This is a genomic window from Streptomyces sp. TG1A-8 (assembly GCF_030499535.1).
GTDB lineage: Bacteria > Actinomycetota > Actinomycetes > Streptomycetales > Streptomycetaceae > Streptomyces.
On the sequence record NZ_JASTLB010000001.1, the window covers coordinates 562,088 to 582,007 of the forward strand.

At 73.9% G+C, this 19,920-nt stretch carries 21 protein-coding genes and 1 pseudogene; 14 read left to right on the forward strand and 8 right to left on the reverse strand.

The features are described from left to right. Window positions 1-8 precede the first annotated feature (8 nt). From paaC (QQY24_RS02565) to QQY24_RS02600, 8 genes are all read left to right on the forward strand, one after another. Window positions 9-743: a 1,2-phenylacetyl-CoA epoxidase subunit PaaC gene (gene paaC, locus QQY24_RS02565; RefSeq protein WP_301976117.1), complete on the forward strand. Its 735-nt coding sequence runs from the start codon at window positions 9-11 to the stop codon at window positions 741-743. Window positions 744-751: 8 nt separating this feature from the next. Then, entirely contained in the window at window positions 752-1,240 is a 489-nt protein-coding gene (gene paaD, locus QQY24_RS02570; protein WP_301971017.1) for a 1,2-phenylacetyl-CoA epoxidase subunit PaaD, read from the forward strand. Window positions 1,241-1,248: 8 nt separating this feature from the next. Further along, on the forward strand, window positions 1,249-2,367 hold the full coding sequence (locus QQY24_RS02575) for a 2Fe-2S iron-sulfur cluster-binding protein (protein WP_301971018.1): 1,119 nt from the start codon (window positions 1,249-1,251) through the stop codon (window positions 2,365-2,367). Window positions 2,368-2,446: 79 nt separating this feature from the next. Then, on the forward strand, window positions 2,447-3,223 hold the full coding sequence (locus QQY24_RS02580; RefSeq protein WP_301971019.1) for an SDR family oxidoreductase: 777 nt from the start codon (window positions 2,447-2,449) through the stop codon (window positions 3,221-3,223). A gap of 90 nt (window positions 3,224-3,313) precedes the next feature. Further along, complete coding sequence (locus tag QQY24_RS02585; protein ID WP_301971020.1) at window positions 3,314-4,162, forward strand: tryptophan 2,3-dioxygenase; 849 nt, start codon at window positions 3,314-3,316, stop codon at window positions 4,160-4,162. Beyond that, entirely contained in the window at window positions 4,152-5,000 is an 849-nt protein-coding gene (locus tag QQY24_RS02590) for a S9 family peptidase (protein ID WP_301971021.1), read from the forward strand. The genes QQY24_RS02585 and QQY24_RS02590 overlap by 11 nt, the downstream gene beginning before the upstream one ends. Beyond that, window positions 4,997-6,244, forward strand: a complete 1,248-nt coding sequence (gene kynU, locus QQY24_RS02595; RefSeq protein WP_301971022.1) for a kynureninase — start codon at window positions 4,997-4,999, stop codon at window positions 6,242-6,244. The genes QQY24_RS02590 and kynU overlap by 4 nt, the downstream gene beginning before the upstream one ends. Before the next feature lie 219 nt (window positions 6,245-6,463). Then, entirely contained in the window at window positions 6,464-6,823 is a 360-nt protein-coding gene (locus tag QQY24_RS02600) for a DUF779 domain-containing protein (protein WP_301971023.1), read from the forward strand. 110 nt (window positions 6,824-6,933) lie between these two features. Here QQY24_RS02600 and QQY24_RS02605 read toward each other — a convergent pair whose 3' ends face one another. The 6 genes from QQY24_RS02605 to paaA all read right to left on the reverse strand — a co-directional run bounded on the left by QQY24_RS02605 (window position 6,934) and on the right by paaA (window position 12,334). Further along, on the reverse strand, window positions 6,934-8,136 hold the full coding sequence (locus QQY24_RS02605; RefSeq protein ID WP_301971024.1) for a glycoside hydrolase family 64 protein: 1,203 nt from the start codon (window positions 8,134-8,136) through the stop codon (window positions 6,934-6,936). Window positions 8,137-8,563: 427 nt separating this feature from the next. Further along, the gene (paaE, locus tag QQY24_RS02610; RefSeq protein ID WP_301971025.1) at window positions 8,564-9,682 is read right to left on the reverse strand and encodes a 1,2-phenylacetyl-CoA epoxidase subunit PaaE; all 1,119 of its coding nucleotides are present in this window, start codon (window positions 9,680-9,682) and stop codon (window positions 8,564-8,566) included. Next, on the reverse strand, window positions 9,682-10,197 hold the full coding sequence (gene paaD, locus QQY24_RS02615) for a 1,2-phenylacetyl-CoA epoxidase subunit PaaD (protein WP_301971026.1): 516 nt from the start codon (window positions 10,195-10,197) through the stop codon (window positions 9,682-9,684). The genes paaE and paaD (QQY24_RS02615) overlap by 1 nt, the downstream gene beginning before the upstream one ends. Further along, window positions 10,191-11,039 carry a 1,2-phenylacetyl-CoA epoxidase subunit PaaC gene (gene paaC / locus QQY24_RS02620; protein WP_301971027.1) on the reverse strand — a complete coding sequence of 283 codons (849 nt, stop codon included), beginning with the start codon at window positions 11,037-11,039 and terminating at the stop codon, window positions 10,191-10,193. Before paaC (QQY24_RS02620) ends, paaD (QQY24_RS02615) begins: the two co-directional genes overlap by 7 nt. Window positions 11,040-11,048: 9 nt before the next feature. Then, on the reverse strand, window positions 11,049-11,351 hold the full coding sequence (paaB, locus tag QQY24_RS02625) for a 1,2-phenylacetyl-CoA epoxidase subunit PaaB (RefSeq protein WP_301971028.1): 303 nt from the start codon (window positions 11,349-11,351) through the stop codon (window positions 11,049-11,051). Continuing rightward, complete coding sequence (gene paaA / locus QQY24_RS02630) at window positions 11,348-12,334, reverse strand: 1,2-phenylacetyl-CoA epoxidase subunit PaaA (RefSeq protein WP_301971029.1); 987 nt, start codon at window positions 12,332-12,334, stop codon at window positions 11,348-11,350. Before paaA ends, paaB begins: the two co-directional genes overlap by 4 nt. A gap of 283 nt (window positions 12,335-12,617) precedes the next feature. On the opposite strand from paaA, the gene paaI reads away from it, so the two are divergent. The 4 genes and pseudogenes from paaI to QQY24_RS02650 all read left to right on the forward strand — a co-directional run bounded on the left by paaI (window position 12,618) and on the right by QQY24_RS02650 (window position 15,846). Then, window positions 12,618-13,007, forward strand: a complete 390-nt coding sequence (paaI, locus tag QQY24_RS02635; protein WP_301976118.1) for a hydroxyphenylacetyl-CoA thioesterase PaaI — start codon at window positions 12,618-12,620, stop codon at window positions 13,005-13,007. Beyond that, entirely contained in the window at window positions 13,004-14,350 is a 1,347-nt protein-coding gene (paaK, locus tag QQY24_RS02640; protein WP_301971030.1) for a phenylacetate--CoA ligase PaaK, read from the forward strand. Before paaI ends, paaK begins: the two co-directional genes overlap by 4 nt. 91 nt (window positions 14,351-14,441) lie before the next feature. Continuing rightward, window positions 14,442-14,927 (forward strand): annotated as a pseudogene (locus QQY24_RS02645) (alpha/beta fold hydrolase); the annotation flags it as partial. 49 nt (window positions 14,928-14,976) lie between these two features. Further along, on the forward strand, window positions 14,977-15,846 hold the full coding sequence (locus tag QQY24_RS02650) for a class II glutamine amidotransferase (protein ID WP_301971031.1): 870 nt from the start codon (window positions 14,977-14,979) through the stop codon (window positions 15,844-15,846). Between the two features lie 102 nt (window positions 15,847-15,948). On the opposite strand, the gene QQY24_RS02655 is transcribed toward QQY24_RS02650, so the two are convergent. Further along, the gene (locus QQY24_RS02655; RefSeq protein WP_301971032.1) at window positions 15,949-16,581 is read right to left on the reverse strand and encodes an HAD family phosphatase; all 633 of its coding nucleotides are present in this window, start codon (window positions 16,579-16,581) and stop codon (window positions 15,949-15,951) included. A gap of 226 nt (window positions 16,582-16,807) precedes the next feature. Between QQY24_RS02655 and QQY24_RS02660 the strand changes: the two genes are divergently transcribed. Continuing rightward, on the forward strand, window positions 16,808-17,158 hold the full coding sequence (locus QQY24_RS02660) for a DoxX family protein (protein ID WP_301971033.1): 351 nt from the start codon (window positions 16,808-16,810) through the stop codon (window positions 17,156-17,158). A gap of 40 nt (window positions 17,159-17,198) precedes the next feature. Beyond that, a complete protein-coding gene (metK, locus tag QQY24_RS02665; protein WP_301971034.1) occupies window positions 17,199-18,407 on the forward strand; it encodes a methionine adenosyltransferase in 1,209 nt (402 codons plus the stop codon). 21 nt (window positions 18,408-18,428) lie between these two features. Here metK and QQY24_RS02670 read toward each other — a convergent pair whose 3' ends face one another. Beyond that, window positions 18,429-19,793 carry an acyltransferase gene (locus QQY24_RS02670; protein WP_301971035.1) on the reverse strand — a complete coding sequence of 455 codons (1,365 nt, stop codon included), beginning with the start codon at window positions 19,791-19,793 and terminating at the stop codon, window positions 18,429-18,431. Between the last annotated feature and the right edge of the window lie 127 nt (window positions 19,794-19,920).

Genomic DNA, 19,920 nt, shown 5'->3' on the forward strand with positions numbered 1-19,920 from the left:
ACACCGCCGTGCAGCTCAGGCGGCTCGGGGACGACGCGCTCGTCCTGGGGCAGCGGCTGTGCCAGTGGCTGACCCGGGCGCCCACCATCGAGGAGGACCTGGCGCTGTCCAACATCGCCCTGGACCTCATCGGCCACGCCCGGACGCTGCTGGCGTGGAGCGGACGGCTGGACGGCTCCGGGCGCAACGAGGACGACCTGGCGTTCACCCGGTCGGACCGCGAGTTCACCAACGCCCTGCTGACGGAACTGCCGAACGGCGACTTCGCGGTGACGGTGGCCCGGCAGCTGGTGTACACGCACTACGCGGTGCCCTACTACGAGGCGCTGGCCGGCTGCGCGGACGCGGAACTGGCCGGGTTCGGGGCGCGGGCGGCCAAGGAGGTCGCCTTCCACCGGCTGCACGCCGAGAACTGGACGGTGCGGCTGGGGCTGGGCACCGGGGAGAGCGCGCGGCGGATGCAGGCGGGCCTGGAGCGGGTGTGGCCGTACGCGGCCGAACTCTTCGAGGAGGACGAGGTGGTGGGCCGGCTGGCCGGGGCCGGTGTCCTGCCGTCACCGGCGCCGCTGCGCGCGGTGTGGCAGGAGCGGGTGGCCGAGGTGGTGGGCCGGGCCGGGCTGGCCGTGCCGGCGCCGCGCTGGGTGGCGCGGGGCGGGCGGGCGGGCCTGCACAGCGAGGAGTTCGGGCCGCTGGTCGCCGAGATGCAGTCGGTGCACCGCCAGTTCCCCGGGGGTACCTGGTGAGCGGGGCGGTGACGCGTGCGGCGCTGGACGAGGTCCGGGCGCGCGTGGAGGCGGTCCCCGATCCGGAGCTGCCGATGATCGGACTCGGCGACCTGGGCGTGGTGGGCTCGGTCGCGCGGGGCGCGGACGGGGCGGTCGAGGTGGAGATCCTGCCGACGTTCCTCGGCTGCCCGGCGCTGCCGGAGATCGAGGCCTGCGTCCGGGACGTGCTGGCGGCGTGCGGCCATCCGGACGGCCGGGTCCGGCAGGTGCTGGCGCCGGCCTGGACGACGGACCGGATCACCCCCGCCGGGCGCGCGAAGCTCGCCGCGCACGGCATCGCCCCGCCCGTGGCGGCCGGCCGGGGCGGCCCGGTGGACGTCCGGCTGGGCGTGCCCTGCCCGCACTGCGGATCGCTCGCGACCCGGCCGCACAGCCCGTTCGGGCCGGCCCGCTGCCAGTCGGTGATGCGGTGCTCGACCTGCCAAGAAACGTTTCCGCACATGACCACGCTGTGAGGCCTCCCGTGGACACCGCACGCCCCTCAGGGACCACCGCCGGGCCCCGCGCCGGCGCCCCCCGCACCGGATGGCACCGGCTCACCGTCACGGACGTCCGGCGGCTCACCGACGACGCCGTGGCCGTGACGCTGGGCGTTCCCGGCACGCTGCGCGAGGTGTTCCCGGGCCGGCCCGGGGCCCACGTCGTCGTCCGGCACCGGCTCGGCGGCGCGGAGGTGCGCCGCAGCTACTCGGTGTGCCCGCCGCCGGGCGACCCGGCCGCGCTGCGGCTGGTCGTCAAGCGGGGCCGTCCCGACGGGTTCGGCGCCTGGGCCGCGACCGCCCTCGCGCCGGGCGACACCCTCGAACTGTCCGCGCCCGTCGCGAACTTCTCCCTGCCCGACCTGCCCGGCGGGCACCACGTGCTGGTCGCGGGCGGCTCCGGCATCACACCGCTCGCCGCGCTGGCCGCCGACGCCCTGCGCACGGACCCCGCCTGCCGGGTGTCGCTCGTCCACGCCGTGCCCACCGCCGCGTCCGCGCTGCTGGCCGACGAGATGGCCGAGCTGAAGGACGCGTTCGTGGACCGCTTCACCGCCCTGTACGTCCTCACGCGCGAGGACCGGGAGAGCGAGCTGTTCACCGGCCGCGTCGACGGCCCCAAGCTGCTGCGGTTGCTCACCGCGCTCGACGCCCGCCCCGGACCCGGCACGTCCTTCGCCCTGTGCGGACCGGCGGGCCTGACGGACACCGCCCGGCGGACGCTCACCGCGTGGGGCGCCGAACCGTCCGCGGTGCGCACCGAGGTGTTCACCGCCGACGGCGCGCCCGCGCCGCCGGTGCCGGTCCCCGCCGACGCGGCACCGGACACGAAGGTGACCGCCGTGATCGCCGGACGCAGCAGCGTCGTGGCGGTCGAGCCGCAGGACGCGGTGATCCTCGACGCCCTGCTGCGGGTCCGCCCCGACGTGCCGTACGCCTGCCGGGACGGCGTGTGCGGCAGCTGCCGCGCCAAGGTCGTGACCGGCGCGGTGGTGCTGGGCAGCCAGCAGGCGCTGGACGCCGGGGACCTGGCCGCCGGCTACACGCTCGTCTGCCGGGCCCGGCCCCGCACCGGCGAGGTCACCGTCGACTTCGACGTGTGACCGGCGCACCGCCGCGCGACCGCCACCCGGGCGCGGCGGGCCCCTCCCCCATGCCAACCCCCGACGCAAGGAGACAACGTTGACCACCACCCAGCGGCTCGGCGGAAGAACCGCCCTGGTCACCGGCGGAAGCCGCGGCATCGGCCGGGCGATCTCGCGTCGCCTGGCCCGCGAGGGCGCCCTGGTGGCCGTGCACTACGGGCACAACCAGGACGCCGCCGAGCGCACGGTGAAGGAGATCGGGGCCGACGGCGGCCGGGCCTTCGCGGTGCACGCCGAACTCGGTGTGCCGGGCGACGCCGCCACGCTGTGGGCCGCCTTCGACGAGGGCCTGTCCGGCCAGGACGCCGAGCCCGGTGTGGACATCCTCGTCAACAACGCCGGCATCACCCTGCCCCGTCCCCTCGCGCACGTCACCGAGGAGGACTACGACCGGGTGTTCGCGGTGAACACCAAGGCGCCGTTCTTCATCGTCCAGGGCGCCCTGGACCGGCTGCGCGACGGCGGCAGGATCGTGAACATCTCGACCGGCGTCACCCGGTTCGCCTTCCCCCCGATCGTCGCCTACGCCATGACCAAGGGCGCCCTGGACGTCCTGACGACGAACCTCGCCCAGGAGCTCGGGCCGCGCGGCATCACGGTCAACGCCGTGGCGCCCGGTTTCACCGAGACGGAGATCAACCCCACCCTGGCCGATCCGCAGATCCGCAAGAGGTACTCGGACCACTCGGTGTTCGGCCGGCTCGGCCAGCCCGCCGACATCGCCGACGTCGTGTCGTTCCTCGTGAGCGACGACGGGCGGTGGGTGACCGGCCAGTGGATCGACGCCACCGGTGGCGTCCACCTCGGGGTGTGACCGCGGCCCGGCCCGTCCCGCCCCGGGCGTAACGCCCCACGCCACATCCCGGCCCCGCCCCCCGGCCGGCGGCAACAGCAAGGAGAAGCCATGAACGACGGCCCGTCCGCCCTCGCAGAGCTGCCCACGGACGATCCCCTCACCCGGCCCTTCGAGGGCGCGAGCCCGTACGACGAGTACGTGCGCGCGTCGGTCCTCAACGCCCTGCAGCACCCGCTCACCGAAGCGGCTGACGAGATGGGGTTCCTCGTCACCACCCAGGTGATGGAGCTGTGGTTCACGCTGATCGCGCACGAATGGCGGGCCGCCCGCGAGGCGTTCGCCAAGGACGACCTGGACAGGGCGATGGACGCGCTGGTGCGCAGCCGCCGCGCCCTGGGCGCGCTGGGCGCCTCCTGGCAGCCCATCGCCGCGCTGACCCCGGCCCAGTTCAACGGGTTCCGGGCGGCGTTCGGCAAGGCGTCGGGCTTCCAGTCGGCGATGTACCGGCACCTGGAGTTCCTGCTCGGCGAGAAGTCGGCCGGGATGCTGCGCCTGCACCTGGGCGACGGCGCGGTGCACGAGGCGCTCGCCGAGACGTACCGGGAGGCGTCCCTCTACGACGAGGTGCTGCTGTTCCTGCACCGGCAGGGCCTGCCCGTCCCCGAGCACGTCCGGGAGCGGGACGTGACCACCCCGTACACCTCGGACCCGGGCGTGGTGGAGGTGTGGCGGCGGATCTACGCCGGCCCGCAGCACCATCCGCTGCTGCGGCTGGGCGAGTTGCTCACCGACGTCGCCGAACTGGTGACGCGCTGGCGGCAGGACCACGTGATGGTGGTGCGCCGGGCGATGGGTGCCAAGACGGGCAGCGCCGGCTCCACGGGGCTGGCCTGGCTGGAGAAGCGCGCCGGGCGCCCGGTCTTCCCGGAGCTGTGGGAGGTGCGCGGTGACGTCTAGGGAGATCTCCGCGTTCGCCGCCGAGGAGGAGCGGCGGGTGCTGGGCCTGAAGCCGGTGCTCGCCCCCGAGCACGGCCGGTACGGCGACCACCCGCACCAGGTGTACGACGCCTGGCCGGCCGGGGACGCGGACGCGCCCCTGGTGGTGCTGCTGCACGGCGGGTACTGGCGCTACGACCGGATGCACCTGACGCCGTTCGCGGCGTACCTGTCCCAGCAGGGTTTCGACGTGCTGCTGCCGGGCTTCCGGCGGTCGGGCGGTGCGGGCGGGTACCCCGAGACGTTCGACGACGTCGCCCGGATCGTGGACACGCTGCCGGCGGGACGGCCGTACGTCCTGGCCGGGCACTGCTCCGGCGGCCACCTGGCGCTGTGGTGCGCGGCCCGCGGGCTGCTGCCGGAGGACTCGCCGTGGCACACGCGGACCCTGCCGACGGCCGTCCTGGCGCTGGCGCCGATCACCGACCTGAGGGCCACCCGCCGCGACCGGCTCAGTGACGACGCCGCGCTCCAGCTGCTGGGCGGTGAAGAGGTGTTCGAGGAGCGGCTGCCCGGTGTCGACCCGCTGACCCTGCTGCGGGAGGCCGGCACGACCGGCGTGCCGACGGTCCTGCTGCACGGCGCGGTCGACGAGGAGGTGCCGCTCACCCAGTTCGCCGACTACGCGGCCGTCCACCGCGACCTGCGCACGGTCGTCCTGCCCGGTACGGGCCACTACACCCTCATCGAGCCGGGCGCCGACGGGGCCCGCGCGGTCGCCGGCACGCTGTGGGAGATGGCCGCCGGCTTCGGCGCCGTACGGCCCGACCGCGGTGCCGCGAAGGAGGTGCGGGCATGACGACCGCTCCCGCCGTGATCGGCGAACTCGCCCGGTCCCTCGACGCCCGGGACGTCCTCGCCCCGCTCCGTGAGCGGTTCCTGCTGCCCGAGGGGGTCGTCTACCTCGACGGCAACTCCCTGGGCCCGCTGCCCGCCGCGGTGCCGCCCGTCCTCACCGAGGTCGTGCACCGGCAGTGGGGCACGGACCTGATCCGGTCGTGGAACACCCACGGCTGGTGGGAGGCGCCCACCCGGATCGGGGACGCGGTCGGGCGGCTGATCGGGGCGGCGCCGGGCCAGACCGTGGCGGGCGACTCCACCAGCGTGCAGCTGTTCACCGCGCTGAACGCCGCCGCGTCGCTGCGGCCGGGCCGCCCGCTGCTGGTCACCGACCCGGGGCACTTCCCCACCGACCGCTACCTGGCGGACGCGGTGGCCCGCGGCCGGGGCCTGGAGGTGCGGGGCGTGCGTCCCGCCGAACTGGAGGCGTTCCTCGCCGGGGAGGGAGACCGGGTCGCCGTGGTCAGCTACTCGCCGGTCGACTACCGCACCGGCGAGCTGTACGACATGGAGTCGCTGACGCGGGCCGCGCACCGGGCCGGCGCGCTCGTCCTGTGGGACCTGTGCCACGCGGCCGGGGCCTTCCCGCTGGCCGTGGACGAGCTGGCCGTGGACCTCGCGGTGGGCTGCGGCTACAAGTTCCTCTCCGGCGGCCCGGGGGCGCCCGCGTTCCTGTACGTGGCGCGACGCCACCACGCCTCGCTGGAGACGCCGCTGACGGGCTGGACCGGGCACGCGGACCCCTTCGGGCTGGGAGCGCACTACACGCCGGCCGAGGGCGTGGCCCGGGCGCGCATCGGTACGCCGCCGATCCTGTCGCTGCTCGCCCTGGAGGCGGCGCTGACCGCGTTCGACGGCGTCGACCTGCACCGGGTGCGCGCCAAGAGCCTGTCGCTGACGGGGTTCCTCATCCGCTGCGCCGAGGAACTGCTCCCGCTCGGCTTCGAGGTGGTGACGCCGGTGGAGCCGGCGCGCCGCGCGAGCCACGTGTCGCTGCGCCACCCGCACGCCTACGGCCTGGTGCGGGCGCTGGCGGACCAGGGCGTGGTGGCGGACATGCGGGCGCCGGACCTGCTGCGGTTCGGCGTGAACGCCCTGTACACCACGCACCGCGACGTGCTGACGGCCGTCCTGCGGCTGCGGGACCTCGTCAGCACGGCGGCCTACGACCCGACGCCGCACCGCCCGGGCGCGGTGACCTGAGCGGCCGGGCGCGGGGGACGCCCCGGAGGGCCCCGCCCCCGCGCCCGGCCGCGTCCGCCGACGCGGCGCCGCGTGTCCCGGCCCCTGCGCCGGCGGGCCCGGAACGCGTCCCCGGGCCGGCGGGGCCGTGCGCAACGTGGTCGCAACCTCCCGTGCGCTGGGCTGGAGCCGCAGGGCCGCACGGCCCGGTCTGTTCCGGTACGGCGAAGGACGGCGACGATGAACGAGCAGGTCCCCCGCGTCGAGCTCACCTCCGCTGCCGCCGACGTGCTCCGGCGGCTGAGCGGGGCGCACGGCCCGCTGATGTTCCACCAGTCCGGCGGCTGCTGCGACGGCAGCGCCCCCATGTGCTATCCGGCGGGTGAGTTCCGCACCGGCGACGCGGACGTGCTCCTCGCGGAGCTGGAGGTCGAGGGGGTCGGGAAGCCGGTGCCGTTCTGGATGTCGCGCAGCCAGTACGCGGTGTGGAGCCACACCCGGCTGATCGTGGACGTGGTGCCGGGGCGCGGCAGCGGCTTCTCCCTGGAGGCGCCCGAAGGGGTGCGCTTCCTGACCCGTTCCCGCCTCCTCGACGGATAGCGCGGGGTCCGCGGGCCGCGGCGCCCCCGGACACCTCGGCGGACGCGGGGAGCGCACGACGCCCGCGCAGCCGCCGTGGGCGGCTGCGCGGGCGTGCGCCGGTGGCCGGGTCAGAAGGCCGTGAGGGTCAGGCTCATCCCGGTGGGGGCGGTGTCCTGGATGTACGAGGCGAAGTCGGCCACGTCGTCGAAGGCGAACCCGTAGGCCCTGCCGTCCTCGGTGACGGCGTGCATGGCCTTGGCGTAGTGGTTGGTGATGTCCGTGCCGTAGAAGGACGCGGCGTCCGTGGCCGGCTGGGCCGGGTTGCTCAGCAGGGTCGAGCGGTTGAAGCCGGCGCCCAGGACAGCGGCCACGGGACCGGTCGTCCCGTCGTTCGGAGCGGCGAGGCGGCCGTCGCAGAACAGCACGTCCCGGGTGGAGGGCTTGTCGAAGGAGACCTGTCCGGGTCCGTCGAAGGTGAACTTGTCGCCGCGCACCCGGCCGGTGAACGCACCGGCGTTGGTGGTGACGGTCAGGTCCCGTCCGGTGTAGGTGCTCCACACCTCGTCGATGTAGGGGGCGAAGTAGTCCGTGGGGAACAGGCCGGCGTCCAGGCCGTGCCCGGGGGCGATGACCCGGGTGTCGTCCACCACGAGCCGCGCGAAGTCCTCCGCCCGGCGTACGGCGTCGAAGGCGGCGGCCCTGCCGCCGGGGCGCACGGTGCCCGTCGTCTGGTCCTTCGCGCCGGTCAGCCGGATGGCCAGCGGCACGCTGAACATGTCGACCATGGTCGTGTTGCAGAACATGCCCGACGCGTTGTAGGTGAACTCGGCACAGTCGTGCAGCACCCCGTAGTTGGGGTCCGAGGTCACCCATCCCGCCGGGTACTGCAGCGCGGCGTTGCCGTTGCCGTCGGTGACGGCCTTGAACTTGAGCTTCGCGCCGAGCGAGACGTAGATGCGGCCCGACATGTACGGCAGGGACAGCCGGGTCTGGCCGCCGCCGGCCAGGTCGATGGCGTAGTCGGTGAAGCCGTCGGCGCCGTTGTCCGACAGGGAGATCGGGGCGAGGGTGCCGTCGGGGGTGACCCGCACCTGCTTGCCGTCCTGGTTGCCGACGATGTAGACGTGCACGCCGGCGTTGTCGTACGCGCCGGTGTTGTTGGTGATCGTCAGCGGCAGCGCGCCCGCCGCGGCCGACTTCGCCTCACCGGTGCCGGGGTCGGCGAGGGCGTGGGGCGCCACCGCGGCGATGGCGGGCACGGCCACCGCCGCACCGCCGAGGGCGAAGAGGAACTTGCGGCGGCCGAGACTGCGCTGATGGCGAGGTGTCATGGGGGGGCCTCCTGGAACAGGGCGTTGCTGTGCGTCCATGGCCGGGGAAGTTGCCGTCGGACCATCGGGACGCGGGGACGGGGCGGACGTGCGGGGTGGGAGCGACACGGTACTGAGAGCGCTCCCAGGAAGCTGCCGCATCTCGGATGCTACGGACACCGACCGCTTGGTCCAACCCTGGCGAACACGGCCCACACGCCGCTGACCTGCGGATACTTCATAAAGAGGCCGTCACTCACCATCGCTTAAGCGGCTCTTAAGGATCACTTAATCGCCATCGCGAAGAACACGGCAATTGACCGCTGGGCCTCCTGGTTCCAGCCGGCACGAGAAACCGGACCGGGCGCTTCCGCGGCCCGGTCCGGCTCGGTCCCACCGACCGGTCGTCCCGGCCCACCCGGGCGGCGCCCCGGCGGGCCGCCGCTCCTCAGCCGTCGAAGTCGACGGTCAGGGCGTCGGAGACGGGGAAGGTCTGGCAGGTCAGTACGTAGCCCGCGTCGACCTCGGCGGGTTCCAGCGCGTAGTTGCGGCGCATGTCCGCCTCGCCGTCGGTGATCCGGGCCCGGCAGGTGCCGCAGACGCCGCCCTTGCAGGCGAAGGGGAGGTCGGGGCGGACACGGGCGGCCGAGTCGAGGAGGGTGGTCCCGCGGGGGAGCACGGACGTGGTGGAGCGGCCGTCCAGGACGACGGTGACCCGGCTGACCGGTCCGTCGGCCCGGGACTCCTCGTGGCGCACGGCCGCGACGGGCTCCTCGCCCGCGTAGAACAGCTCCTGGTGGACCCGGTCGCCGGGCACGCCCAGGCCGGCCAGCACCCGCTGGGCGTCGCGGACCATGCCGTGCGGGCCGCACAGCCACCAGTGGTCGGCGTCGGAGACGTCGACCAGGCCGTCGATGAGGGCGGCCAGCCGCTCGGCGTCCAGGCGCCCGGTGAGCAGTTCGGCCTCGCGCGGTTCGCGGGACAGCACGTGCGCGAGCTGGAACCGCGCGGGGTGGAGGTCCTTCAGGTCCGCCAGTTCGTCGGCGAACATCACCGAGCCGGTGCGGCGGTTGCCGTAGAACAGGGTGACCCGGGAGCGGTCGTCGGCGGCCAGGACCGACTCGGCGATGGACAGCATCGGCGTGATGCCCGAGCCGGCCGCGATCAGGACGTGGTGGCCGGGCGTGGTCAGGTCGGGGGTGAAGGCGCCCGTCGGGGCCATCACCTCGACCGTGTCGCCGGGCTGCACCTCGTGGACGAGCCAGGAGGAGAACAGGCCGCCCGGCACCACCCGGACGCCGATCCGCGGCCGGGACCCCACCGGCGAGCAGATCGAGTACGAGCGGCGTTCGTCCCGCCCGTCCACCTGGCGCCGGAGGGTGAGCGACTGCCCGGGCGCGAAGGCGAACTCCTGCGCCAGTTCGCCGGGGACGTCGAAACCCACCGCGACCGCGTCCTCGCACAGCCGGTCCACCGCCGCCACCCGCAGAGCGTGGAAGGCCGGCCGGCGGCGTGCGCGCCGCGCCGGGGCGGGGGCCGCGGCGCCGGGGGCCAACAGGTCCTCCATCAGATCTCCTTGACGTACTCGAACGGTTCGCGGCAGGCGCGGCAGCGCCACAGCGACTTGCAGGAGGTGGCGCCGAAGCGCGAGGTCTCCTCCGTGTCCGCCGCACCGCAGCGCGGGCACGGCACCGTGCGCCGGGTGGCGGACAGGACCAGCGGCACGGGCCCGGGCGCCGGGCGCGGTGCCGGCCCGGGGGGTGCGATCCCGTGCTCGGTGAGCTTGCGGCGCCCCTCGGGGGTGATCCAGTCGGTGGTCCACGGCGGATCGAGGACCGTGCGCACCTCGACGCTGCGGTAGCCGGCGTCCTTCAGCCGGGCGGCGACGCCGGCCCGCATCTCCGACATGGCCGGGCAGCCGGAGTAGGTGGGCGTGAGGTCGGCGACGACCGTGCCGTCCGGGTGCACCGTGACCCCGCGCAGCACACCGAGATCGGCGAGGGTGAGCATGGGCAGCTCGGGGTCGGGCACCTGCTCGGCGATGCGCCGGGCGCGCCGGGCGTCCACGGGCGTGGTCACCACGTCGCCTCCGGGTGGGCACGGGCCACGCTCTGCAGTTCGGCCAGCAGCGGGGCCAGGTGCTCGGTGTGGTCGCCCGCGCGCCCGGAGCCCGGGACCCGCGGGGCGTCCGGCAGGGGCAGGCACGCGGCCCCGGTGACCTGCCGCAGCACCGCGAGGACCTCCGTCCGTGCCTCCCCGGCCGCGTCCGCGCCCTGCGCGTCGAACAACTCGCCCAGGTAGGGGGCCACCCGGCCGAGTCCGGCCCGCATGCGCCGGTGGGACTCCTCGGTGCCGTCACCGAGCCGGACGACCCACTCCGCCGCGTACTGCCGGTGGTAGGCCAGCTCCTTGACGCCCTTGGCGGCGACGGCCGCGAGCACCGGGTCGGGCGAGGCGGTGAGCCGCTCGAAGCGGGCCAGCCGCCAGGCGGCGAACACCAGCAGCCGTGCCATGGAGAACGCGAAGTCGCCGTTGGGCAGTTCGGCCAGGCGTACGTTGCGGAACTCCTCCGGACCGCGGAAGTAGGCGTAGGCGTCCTCGCCGCGTCCGGTGCCGTCGACCTGTCCGCAGCGGGCGTACAGCAGGCGGGCCTGGCCGAGCAGGTCGAGTCCGATGTTGGCGAGGGCCACCTCCTCCTCCAGCTCCGGTGCACGCGTGGTCCACTCGGCCAGGCGCTGGGCCGTGACGAGGGCGTCGTCGGCCAGCGCCAGGCAGTCCGCGGCCAGCTCGGCCCGGTCGACGCCCTCGGGAACGGCGGTGCTCACGCCGTGCAGCGGGTCCTCGAAGCCGGTCCCGAAGGCCCAGCGGGCGTCGCCGTCCTCGTGCCCCTCGGCCAGGGACAGGTAGACGTGATCGTCGCTCATCGCCTGCTCCTAGATGTGCGGGACGTCGTCGGGGATGTCGTAGAAGGTGGGGTGCCGGTAGACCTTGTCGGCGCTCGGGTCGAAGAACGGGTCCTTCTCGTCGCGGGTCGAGGCCGCGATGTGCTCCGAGCGCACCACCCAGATGCTCACGCCCTCGTTGCGCCGGGTGTAGAGGTCCCGGGCGTGGGTGAGCGCCATGCGGTCGTCGGCGGCGTGCAGGGAGCCGACGTGGACGTGGTTGAGTCCGCGCTTGCCCCGCACGAAGACCTCGTACAGCGGCCAGTCGCCCCTCGTCGCCTGCGTGTCGCTCATGCTGCCGCTCCCTTCCGCGTCCCGGCGGCCTGCTTGGCGGCGTGCGCGGCGGCCGCCTCGCGCACCCAGGCGCCCTCCTCGTGCGCGGTCCGGCGGCGTGCCATGCGCTCGGCGTTGCACGGCCCGCCGCCGCCGATCACCCGCTTCAGTTCGGCCCAGTCGGGGGTGCCGAAGTCGTACCGGCCGCGTTCCTCGTTCCAGCGCAGCTCCGGGTCGGGCAGGGTCACGCCCAGCTTCTCGGCCTGCGGCACGGTCATGTCGACGAAGCGCCGGCGCAGTTCGTCGTTGCTGTGCCGCTTGATCCTCCAGGCCATGGACCGGGCCGAGTTGGGCGAGTCGTCGTCGGGCGGGCCGAACATCATCAGCGACGGCCACCACCAGCGGTTCACCGCGTCCTGGACCATCTCCCGCTGGGCCCCGGTGCCGCGCATCATCGTCATCAGCAGTTCGTAGCCCTGCCGCTGGTGGAAGGACTCCTCCTTGCAGATGCGCACCATGGCGCGCGCGTAGGGGCCGTAGGAGCTGCGGCACAGGGGCACCTGGTTGCAGATCGCGGCGCCGTCCACGAACCAGCCGATGACACCGACGTCGGCGAAGGTCGGGGTCGGGTAGTTGAAGATCGACGAGTACTTCTGGCGGCCCTCGATCAGCCGCTGGGTGAGGTCCGCGCGGTCGGCGCCCAGGGTCTCGGCCGCCGAGTACAGGTACAGCCCGTGGCCGGCCTCGTCCTGGACCTTGGCGAACAGGATCGCCTTGCGCCGCAGCGACGGCGCGCGGGTGATCCACTCCCCCTCCGGCTGCATGCCGATGATCTCGGAGTGCGCGTGCTGCGCGATCTGCCTGATCAGCGTGGTGCGGTAGCCCTCCGGCATCCAGTCGCGCGGCTCGATCCGCTGGTCGCGCGCGATGGTCTCGTCGAAGCGCTCCTGCAGTTCGGGCGGGGCGGCGTCCGCCGCCGCCGAGCCGGGCTGCCGTGCAGTCATCCCTACCACCTATCCCAACCGACCGTTCGTTCGGTCCATGATACGCCGGACCTCCGCGGTTTCGGCAAGTACCGGGAGGCGTCCGGGTGCGGCCCGCGCCGCCCGGCCACCGCCACCCGTGGGAACACCGCACCGCGCCGCCGGTCCGACCGGCCCCTTGACAGGCGGCGGCGCGGCTTGATTATTTGACCCTGCCGCACACTAACCGAATGTTCGGTCGGTACACGAGGTGGTGTCAATCGTGACGGAAACCAGGCGACCGGTTCCGGGACCCGCCGCGCGCATGTTCGCCGCGGACCGGGCCTCGCAGCTGCTCGGCATCGAACCGCTGGAGCTGGGCGAGGGGACCGCCGTGCTCCGCATGACCGTCACCGCGTCCATGGTCAACGGCCACGGGATCGCACACGGCGGGTACGTCTTCCTGTTCGCCGACACCGCCTTCGCCTGCGCCTGCAACAGCCACGGCGCCGTGACCGTGGCCTCCGGGGCGGAGATCAGCTTCGTCGCCCCGGCGCACGAGGGGGACGTCCTGGTGGCCACCGCCCGGGAGGTCACCCGCTTCGGCCGCAGCGGCATCTACGACGTGCGCGTGGCGCGCGGGGACGCGGTGATAGCCGAGTTCCGCGGCCGCAGCCGCAGCATCCGGAGCACGGAACCCGAGGAGCCGCAATGACCAGCGAACCGAAACCGCCGGCTCACGCCCCGGCCCGCCGCGGTGAACCCGTTCCGGCGCATCTGCTGGACGACGCCGAGCGGATGCCGCGGGAGGAGGTGCGGGACCTGCAGCTGCGCCGCCTGCGGTGGACGCTGCGGCACGCCTACGACAACGTCGAGCTGTACCGCCGGAAGTTCGACGCGGCCGGGGTGGCTCCCGACGACTGCCGCTCGCTGGCGGACCTGGCCCGGTTCCCCTTCACCACCAAGGCCGACCTGCGCGACACCTACCCCTTCGGCATGTTCGCCGTCCCCACGTCCGACGTGCGGCGCATCCACGCCTCCAGCGGTACGACCGGGCGCCCGACGGTGGTCGGCTACACCGAGCGGGACCTGGCGACGTGGGCGGACCTCGTCGCCCGCTCGATCCGGGCCGCCGGCGGCCGCCCGGGCCACAAGGTCCACATCAGCTACGGCTACGGCCTGTTCACCGGCGGGCTCGGCGCCCACTACGGCGCCGAGCGGGCCGGGTGCACGGTGATCCCCGCCTCGGGCGGCATGACCGCGCGCCAGGTGCAGATCATCCAGGACTTCGAGCCGGACATCATCATGGTCACGCCGTCCTACATGCTCACCCTGCTGGACGAGTTCGAACGGCAGGGCGTCGATCCCCGCTCGTCCTCACTGAAGGTCGGCGTCTTCGGCGCCGAGCCGTGGACCGAGGAGATGCGCCGCGAGATCGAGGAGCGCATGGACCTCCACGCGGTCGACATCTACGGACTCTCCGAGGTGATGGGGCCGGGCGTCGCGCAGGAGTGCGTGGACACCAAGGACGGACTGCACGTGTGGGAGGACCACTTCCTCCCCGAGGTGGTCGACCCGATCACCGACGAGGTCCTGGCCGACGGCGGGAACGGTGAACTGGTCCTCACGTCCCTCACCAAGGAAGCGCTGCCCGTCGTCCGCTACCGCACCCGGGACCTGACCCGGTTGCTGCCGGGCACCGCCCGGCCCGGGTTCCGCCGCATCGAGAAGATCACCGGCCGCTGCGACGACATGATCATCCTGCGCGGGGTGAACGTGTTCCCCACGCAGGTAGAGGAGATCGTGCTGCGCACCCCCGCCGTCGCCCCGCACTTCCAGATCCGGCTCAGCAGGCGGGGCAGGATGGACCACATGACCGTCCGCGTGGAGGCCCGGGCCGGTGCCGGGCCGGAGCAGCGCGACGCCGCGGCGCGGGCCATCGCCCAGGGGGTGAAGGACGGCGTCGGCGTGAGCGTGGAGGTGGAGATCGTGGAACCGGAGACCCTGGAGCGCTCCCTCGGCAAGCTCCGCAGGATCAAGGACGAACGCGACTCCTGATCCGCGCCGCCGCGACCGTGTCCGGCGGTGCCCGTGTGGACGGAGCGCCGCAGGGCAGGCGAGTGGCGACGTCCGAGGGACAGGAGACCACGTGTTCGACGGCTTCGAGCTGACGCGGTGCGAGGGCGACGGGGTCCGGCTGCGGGTGCGCCACGGCGGCCGGGGCCCCGCCGTGCTGCTCCTGCACGGGCATCCGCGCACGTACGCGACCTGGCACCGCGCCGCCCCGCTGCTGGTCGCCGCCGGCCACACGGTGGTCTGCCCCGACCTGCGGGGTTACGGCGGGTCCGACAAGCCCCCGACCGACCCGGAGCACCGTCCGTACGCCAAGCGCGCGATGGCCGGCGACTGCCTGGCGGTGATGCGCCGCCTCGGGTTCGAGCGCTTCGCCGTCGTCGGCCACGACCGGGGCGCCTACGTCGCCACCCGCCTGGCCCTGGACCACCCGGAGGCCGTGTCCGCCGTCAGCGTGCTGGACGCCGTGCCGATCGGGGAGGCGCTGCGCCGCTGCGCCGCGGCGTTCGCCGCGAGCTGGTGGCACTGGTTCTTCCTCGGGCAGACCGACAAGCCGGCCGATGGAGGACGGCGTCCGCGGGCGCCGGGTGGCCGGACGAAGTGAGGATGCCATGTGCCGTCTGTTCGGGCTGATCAGTTCCCCCGCGCGTACGCACGCCACGTTCTGGCTGCTGGACGCGCCCGACAGCCTCAGCGCGCAGAGCCGCCGCGAGCCCGACGGCACCGGGCTGGGGTACTTCACCGCCGACGGCACCCCGGAGGTGCACAAGGCGCCGATCGCCGCGTTCGAGGACCGGGACTTCGCGCGGGAGGCCCGGCAGGTGCTGTCCGCCACGTTCCTCGCCCACATCCGTTACGCCTCCACCGGAGGCCTCGACGTGCGCAACACCCATCCTTTCGAGCAGCAGGGCCGGTTGTTCGCCCACAACGGGGTGATCGAGGGCCTCGACGAGCTGGAGCGCCACCTGGGCGAGGACCTGTCGCTGGTGCGCGGCGACACCGACTCCGAGCGCTTCTTCGCCCTGGTGACCCGGGAGACGGCGGCGCACGGCGGTGACGTGTCCGCCGGGATCGCGGCCGCGGCCCGCTGGGTCGCCGCGCACCTGCCCGTGTACGCCCTCAACGTCGTCCTCGTCACCGCCGGCGAACTGTGGGCGCTGCGCTACCCCGCCACCCACGAGCTGTACGTCCTGCAGCGGCCCGCGGGCGGCCGCCACGGGGCGCGGCACCTCGACCACAGCGGCCGTCACGGCCACCTGCGCGTCCACGCGGCCGGCCTGGCGGACCGCGCGTCCGTCATCGTGGCCAGCGAGCCCATGGACGAGGACCCGCACTGGCGCCTTTTGGAACCGGGTGAGCTGGTCCACGTCGACCGGGAGCTGAACACCACCTCCCGTGTCGTCCTGGCGGACGCTCCGGCCCGCCCCATGACGCTGGACGACCTGCGGCCCGAGGCGGCCGCCTCGCAGAAGGCCGTCTGAGACCCCCGTCCGGGCCCCGCCGGGCCCGCGGGGTCCGGCCCGGTCCGGCGAAGGACCCCGCGCGGACGCCGCCGGCGTGCGGCAGTGCGTGGTCCGGACGGGTCAGCGCGGCGGGCACAGGCGTTCCAGGGCCGGTATCACGGCGCGCAGGTCCTCGTCGGCCACCGACATGTCCGCCCGGGCCCGCAGGTCCGGCGGCGCGTTGAACGCGACGCCGAGGCCCACGGTCTCCAGCAGCGGGCCGGCGCCGGGGAGGGCTCCGACCGCCGCGCAGTCCTGCGGCGCCACGCCGAGGTCGTCGGCCCGCCGCACGGCGGCGTCGCGCAGGCACGCCGGGTCCATCGGGCCGGCCCCGCGGCCGGTGAAGACGCCGGTGTCCGCCTCCAGTGCCCTGCCGGTGTAGGAGTGGAAGCCGAAGCGGTCGGCCAGGTAGGCGCCGACCGGGGCCCAGGCCGAGGTGGCGATGACCGGCAGCAGTCCGCTGCGGTGGCACCACAGGGCGGTCTCCTCGACGCCCGGCACCGGATCGATGCCGTCCAGTTCGGCGCGCACCGCGCTTTCGGGGATCCCGGCCCACCGCCCCGCGTCGATGCACCCGTCCGCGGCACCGGTCACCGCGCCGGGGCCCGAACGCAGGCCGAGGCGGTACTCGAGCAGGAGGGACAGATCGGCCCTCCGGACCAGAACGCCGTCCACGCAGAAGAAGACGACGCCGACGTGATCAATCGGCAACACGCTTCGACTATGCCACTCGGAAAGCGCGTGCATAAGGCCCACTCGAACGTACCCCCGGTATCTGCACAGCCCCGGCCGGGTCGTGAAGGCGGGCGTGCGGCGGGAGAACGCCCCCGCCGCGCCGTGCGCGGCGGTGCGATGTCTAGGGATCTGCTGGGACGGATCCCACCAGCATGGGAGGCCCGTACCCACCGGGCCGGCACCGGCCCACCGCGACTGGAGACCCGTGCCGCCCAACTACGTCGCCCTCACGCTCGCCCTCAGCGCCGTACTCGCCGGCTCGGCGGTGGCCATGCTGATGCGCGCCCGCTCCATGGTCACGCGGCTGACAGCGCTGGGAGTGCCCGAGAGCTGGCTGCCCCGTCTGGCCGCGGTGGAGATCGCCGGCGCGCTGGGGCTGCTCGCCGGTTTCGCCTACCGCCCGCTGGGCGTGGCGGCCGGTGCCGGGGCGCTGCTGTACTTCGTCGGCGCCGTGATCGTGCACCTGCGTTCCGGTGACACGAGGGGATCGCTAGCGCCGCTCGTCCTCGTCCTGGTCTCCTCGGGTGCCGCTTTGCTGGCGCTGCAGACCAGTTGACCGTCCGATCGCCACTACCACCGCAACCCCAGGGAGCGTTGTGTCCCGTCGTCTGTTCACCTCGGAGTCCGTGACCGAGGGTCACCCCGACAAGATCGCTGACCAGATCAGCGACACCATCCTCGATGCGCTCCTGCGCGAGGACCCGGCTTCCCGGGTCGCCGTCGAGACGTTGATCACCACCGGTCTGGTGCACGTGGCCGGTGAGGTCACGACCAAGGCCTACGCGGACATCCCGACGCTGGTCCGCGGCAAGATCCTGGAGATCGGCTACGACTCCTCCAAGAAGGGCTTCGACGGTGCCTCCTGCGGGGTGTCGGTGTCCATCGGTGCGCAGTCCCCGGACATCGCGCAGGGGGTGGACGCGGCCTACGAGGCGCGGGTGGAGGGCGACGAGGACGAGCTGGACCGGCAGGGTGCGGGTGACCAGGGTCTGATGTTCGGGTACGCCTCGGACGAGACGCCGACGCTGATGCCGCTGCCGATCTTCCTGGCGCACCGTCTGTCGCGGCGGCTGTCGGAGGTCCGCAAGAACGGCACGATCCCCTACCTGCGTCCGGACGGCAAGACGCAGGTGACCATCGAGTACGACGGTGACAAGGCCGTGCGGCTGGACACGGTGGTGGTCTCCTCGCAGCACGCCAGTGACATCGACCTGGAGTCGCTGCTGGCGCCGGACATCCGTGAGTTCGTGGTGGAGGCGGAGCTGCGGGCGCTGCTGGAGGAGGGCATCAAGCTGGACACGGAGGGCTACCGGCTGCTGGTGAATCCCACCGGGCGGTTCGAGATCGGTGGTCCGATGGGGGACGCGGGGCTGACCGGCCGGAAGATCATCATTGACACCTACGGGGGGTTCGCCCGGCACGGTGGTGGTGCGTTCTCGGGCAAGGACCCCTCCAAGGTGGACCGTTCGGCGGCGTACGCGATGCGGTGGGTGGCCAAGAACGTGGTGGCGGCGGGGCTGGCGGCGCGCTGCGAGGTCCAGGTGGCCTACGCCATCGGCAAGGCCGAGCCGGTGGGTCTGTTCGTGGAGACCTTCGGTACCCACACGGTGGAGCCGGACAGGATCGAGAAGGCGATCGAGGAGGTCTTCGACCTGCGTCCGGCCGCGATCATCCGTGACCTGGACCTGCTGCGCCCGATCTACGCGCAGACCGCGGCCTACGGTCACTTCGGCCGTGAGCTGCCCGACTTCACCTGGGAGCGCACCGACCGCGTCGACGCCCTGCGCAAGGCCGCCGGGCAGTAGGTCCGGCGGGCACGCCGCACCTCACTCCGGCACCCGCAGCCGTCCGGCCCAGCGGGGATCGTCCAGCGCCTCGGCCGCCTCGCGCGGAACGCTGAGGTGGACGTCCCGGCTGTGGCCGTCCTCGGGTGTCGGAGTGATGAGGACCGTCCAGGGGATGGGGCTGGCCGGGTACTCGTACCAGAACGGCCGGCCGGCGCCGAACTCGACGTCGTAGACGGGCAGCCGGCTGACGTTGTTCAGCGCGACGGTGCCCTCGAAGGCGTCGAGGGACATCCGGCTGAAGACCCGCTTGATGCGCCCCGCACGGTGCTGGGCCTGTAGGAAGGCCATCTCGTCGCGCACGCGTTCCGCGGTGACGCGGTGGCGGGCGTCCCGCACGGCCGCCGCGGTGTGCGCGAGCGGTTGCGCGCGCAGGGCGTGCGCGGGCAGGGCCGCGGTGATGTTGGAGACGGCGTTGCCCGAGTAACCGTCCGGCAGCCGGTCCTTCAGGGCGGGGCGCAGGCTGACGACCATGCCGAGGCGCTCGGTGCTCTCCGGCGTCCGGTCGCGCAGGGCGGCCAGGACCCGCCACACGTGCGCGCCGAGCGCGTCCCCGCTGGACACCGGCGCGGAGCCGTCGGCCGCTCCCCCGCCCGCCGCCTCCTTCAGCGCCAGGACCTCCTGAGCGTCCAGGCGCACCGTCAGGGTGCGCATGCGGTGGGCGCCCGCGTTGACCCGCCAGAGGAAGCCCCACTTCTGCCGGCCGGTGACGACGGTGTACTGCGGGTCGTCGGGCCCGGTGGCCGGCGCCGCGTCGGGGGTCGCGTCGGGAGCCGGGCCCTCCAGCAGCCGGCGCGCGTAGGGCGCGGCGCGGTGCGCGAGTCCGCGGTGGGTGCGGGACCAGTGGAGCAGGAAGTCCAGGAAGCCCGCGCCGTCGACGACGCTGTGGTTGATGCAGACGCCGAGGACCGAGCCGCCGCCCCGGGTGTGGGTGACCTTGACGGTGAGCAGGGGGATGTCGTGGCCGACGACCCGGAAGGGGTTGACGGTGTGGACGTAGCGGCGCAGGTCGTTCCCGGCCCGCCGCCCGGGGCCGTACTGCGGCATGGGCCGGTCGGAGTGGTGGACGCTGAACGCCGCTCCGGCGTCGTTGCACAGCACGCTGAGGCCGCCGTCGTCGTCGCGCTCCAGCCGACCGGTGAGCATCGGGTACCGCTCCAGGGCGCGGCGCAGGGAGTCCCGCAGGGCGTCGGCGTCCAGGGTACGCCGGTAGTAGAAGGTGCGGGCGGTGGCGAAGGTGCCGTTCACCAGGTCGTACACGCTCAGCCGGATGCGCTCGCCGGTCGGCCGGCCGGTGCGCAGGGTGACGGTGCGGGCGGTCTTTCGTACCGCGGGGCCGGAAGTCATGCAGCCTCACTGGGCAGACGTGGTCGGGCGGGCCGGACGCCCCAGCCTCTCCCGCCCGCGTCGAGGAAATCCCTAGACGTACGGGCGTGGCCGCGGCCGCCCGCGGGGAAGCCGCGCGGTGTGCGCC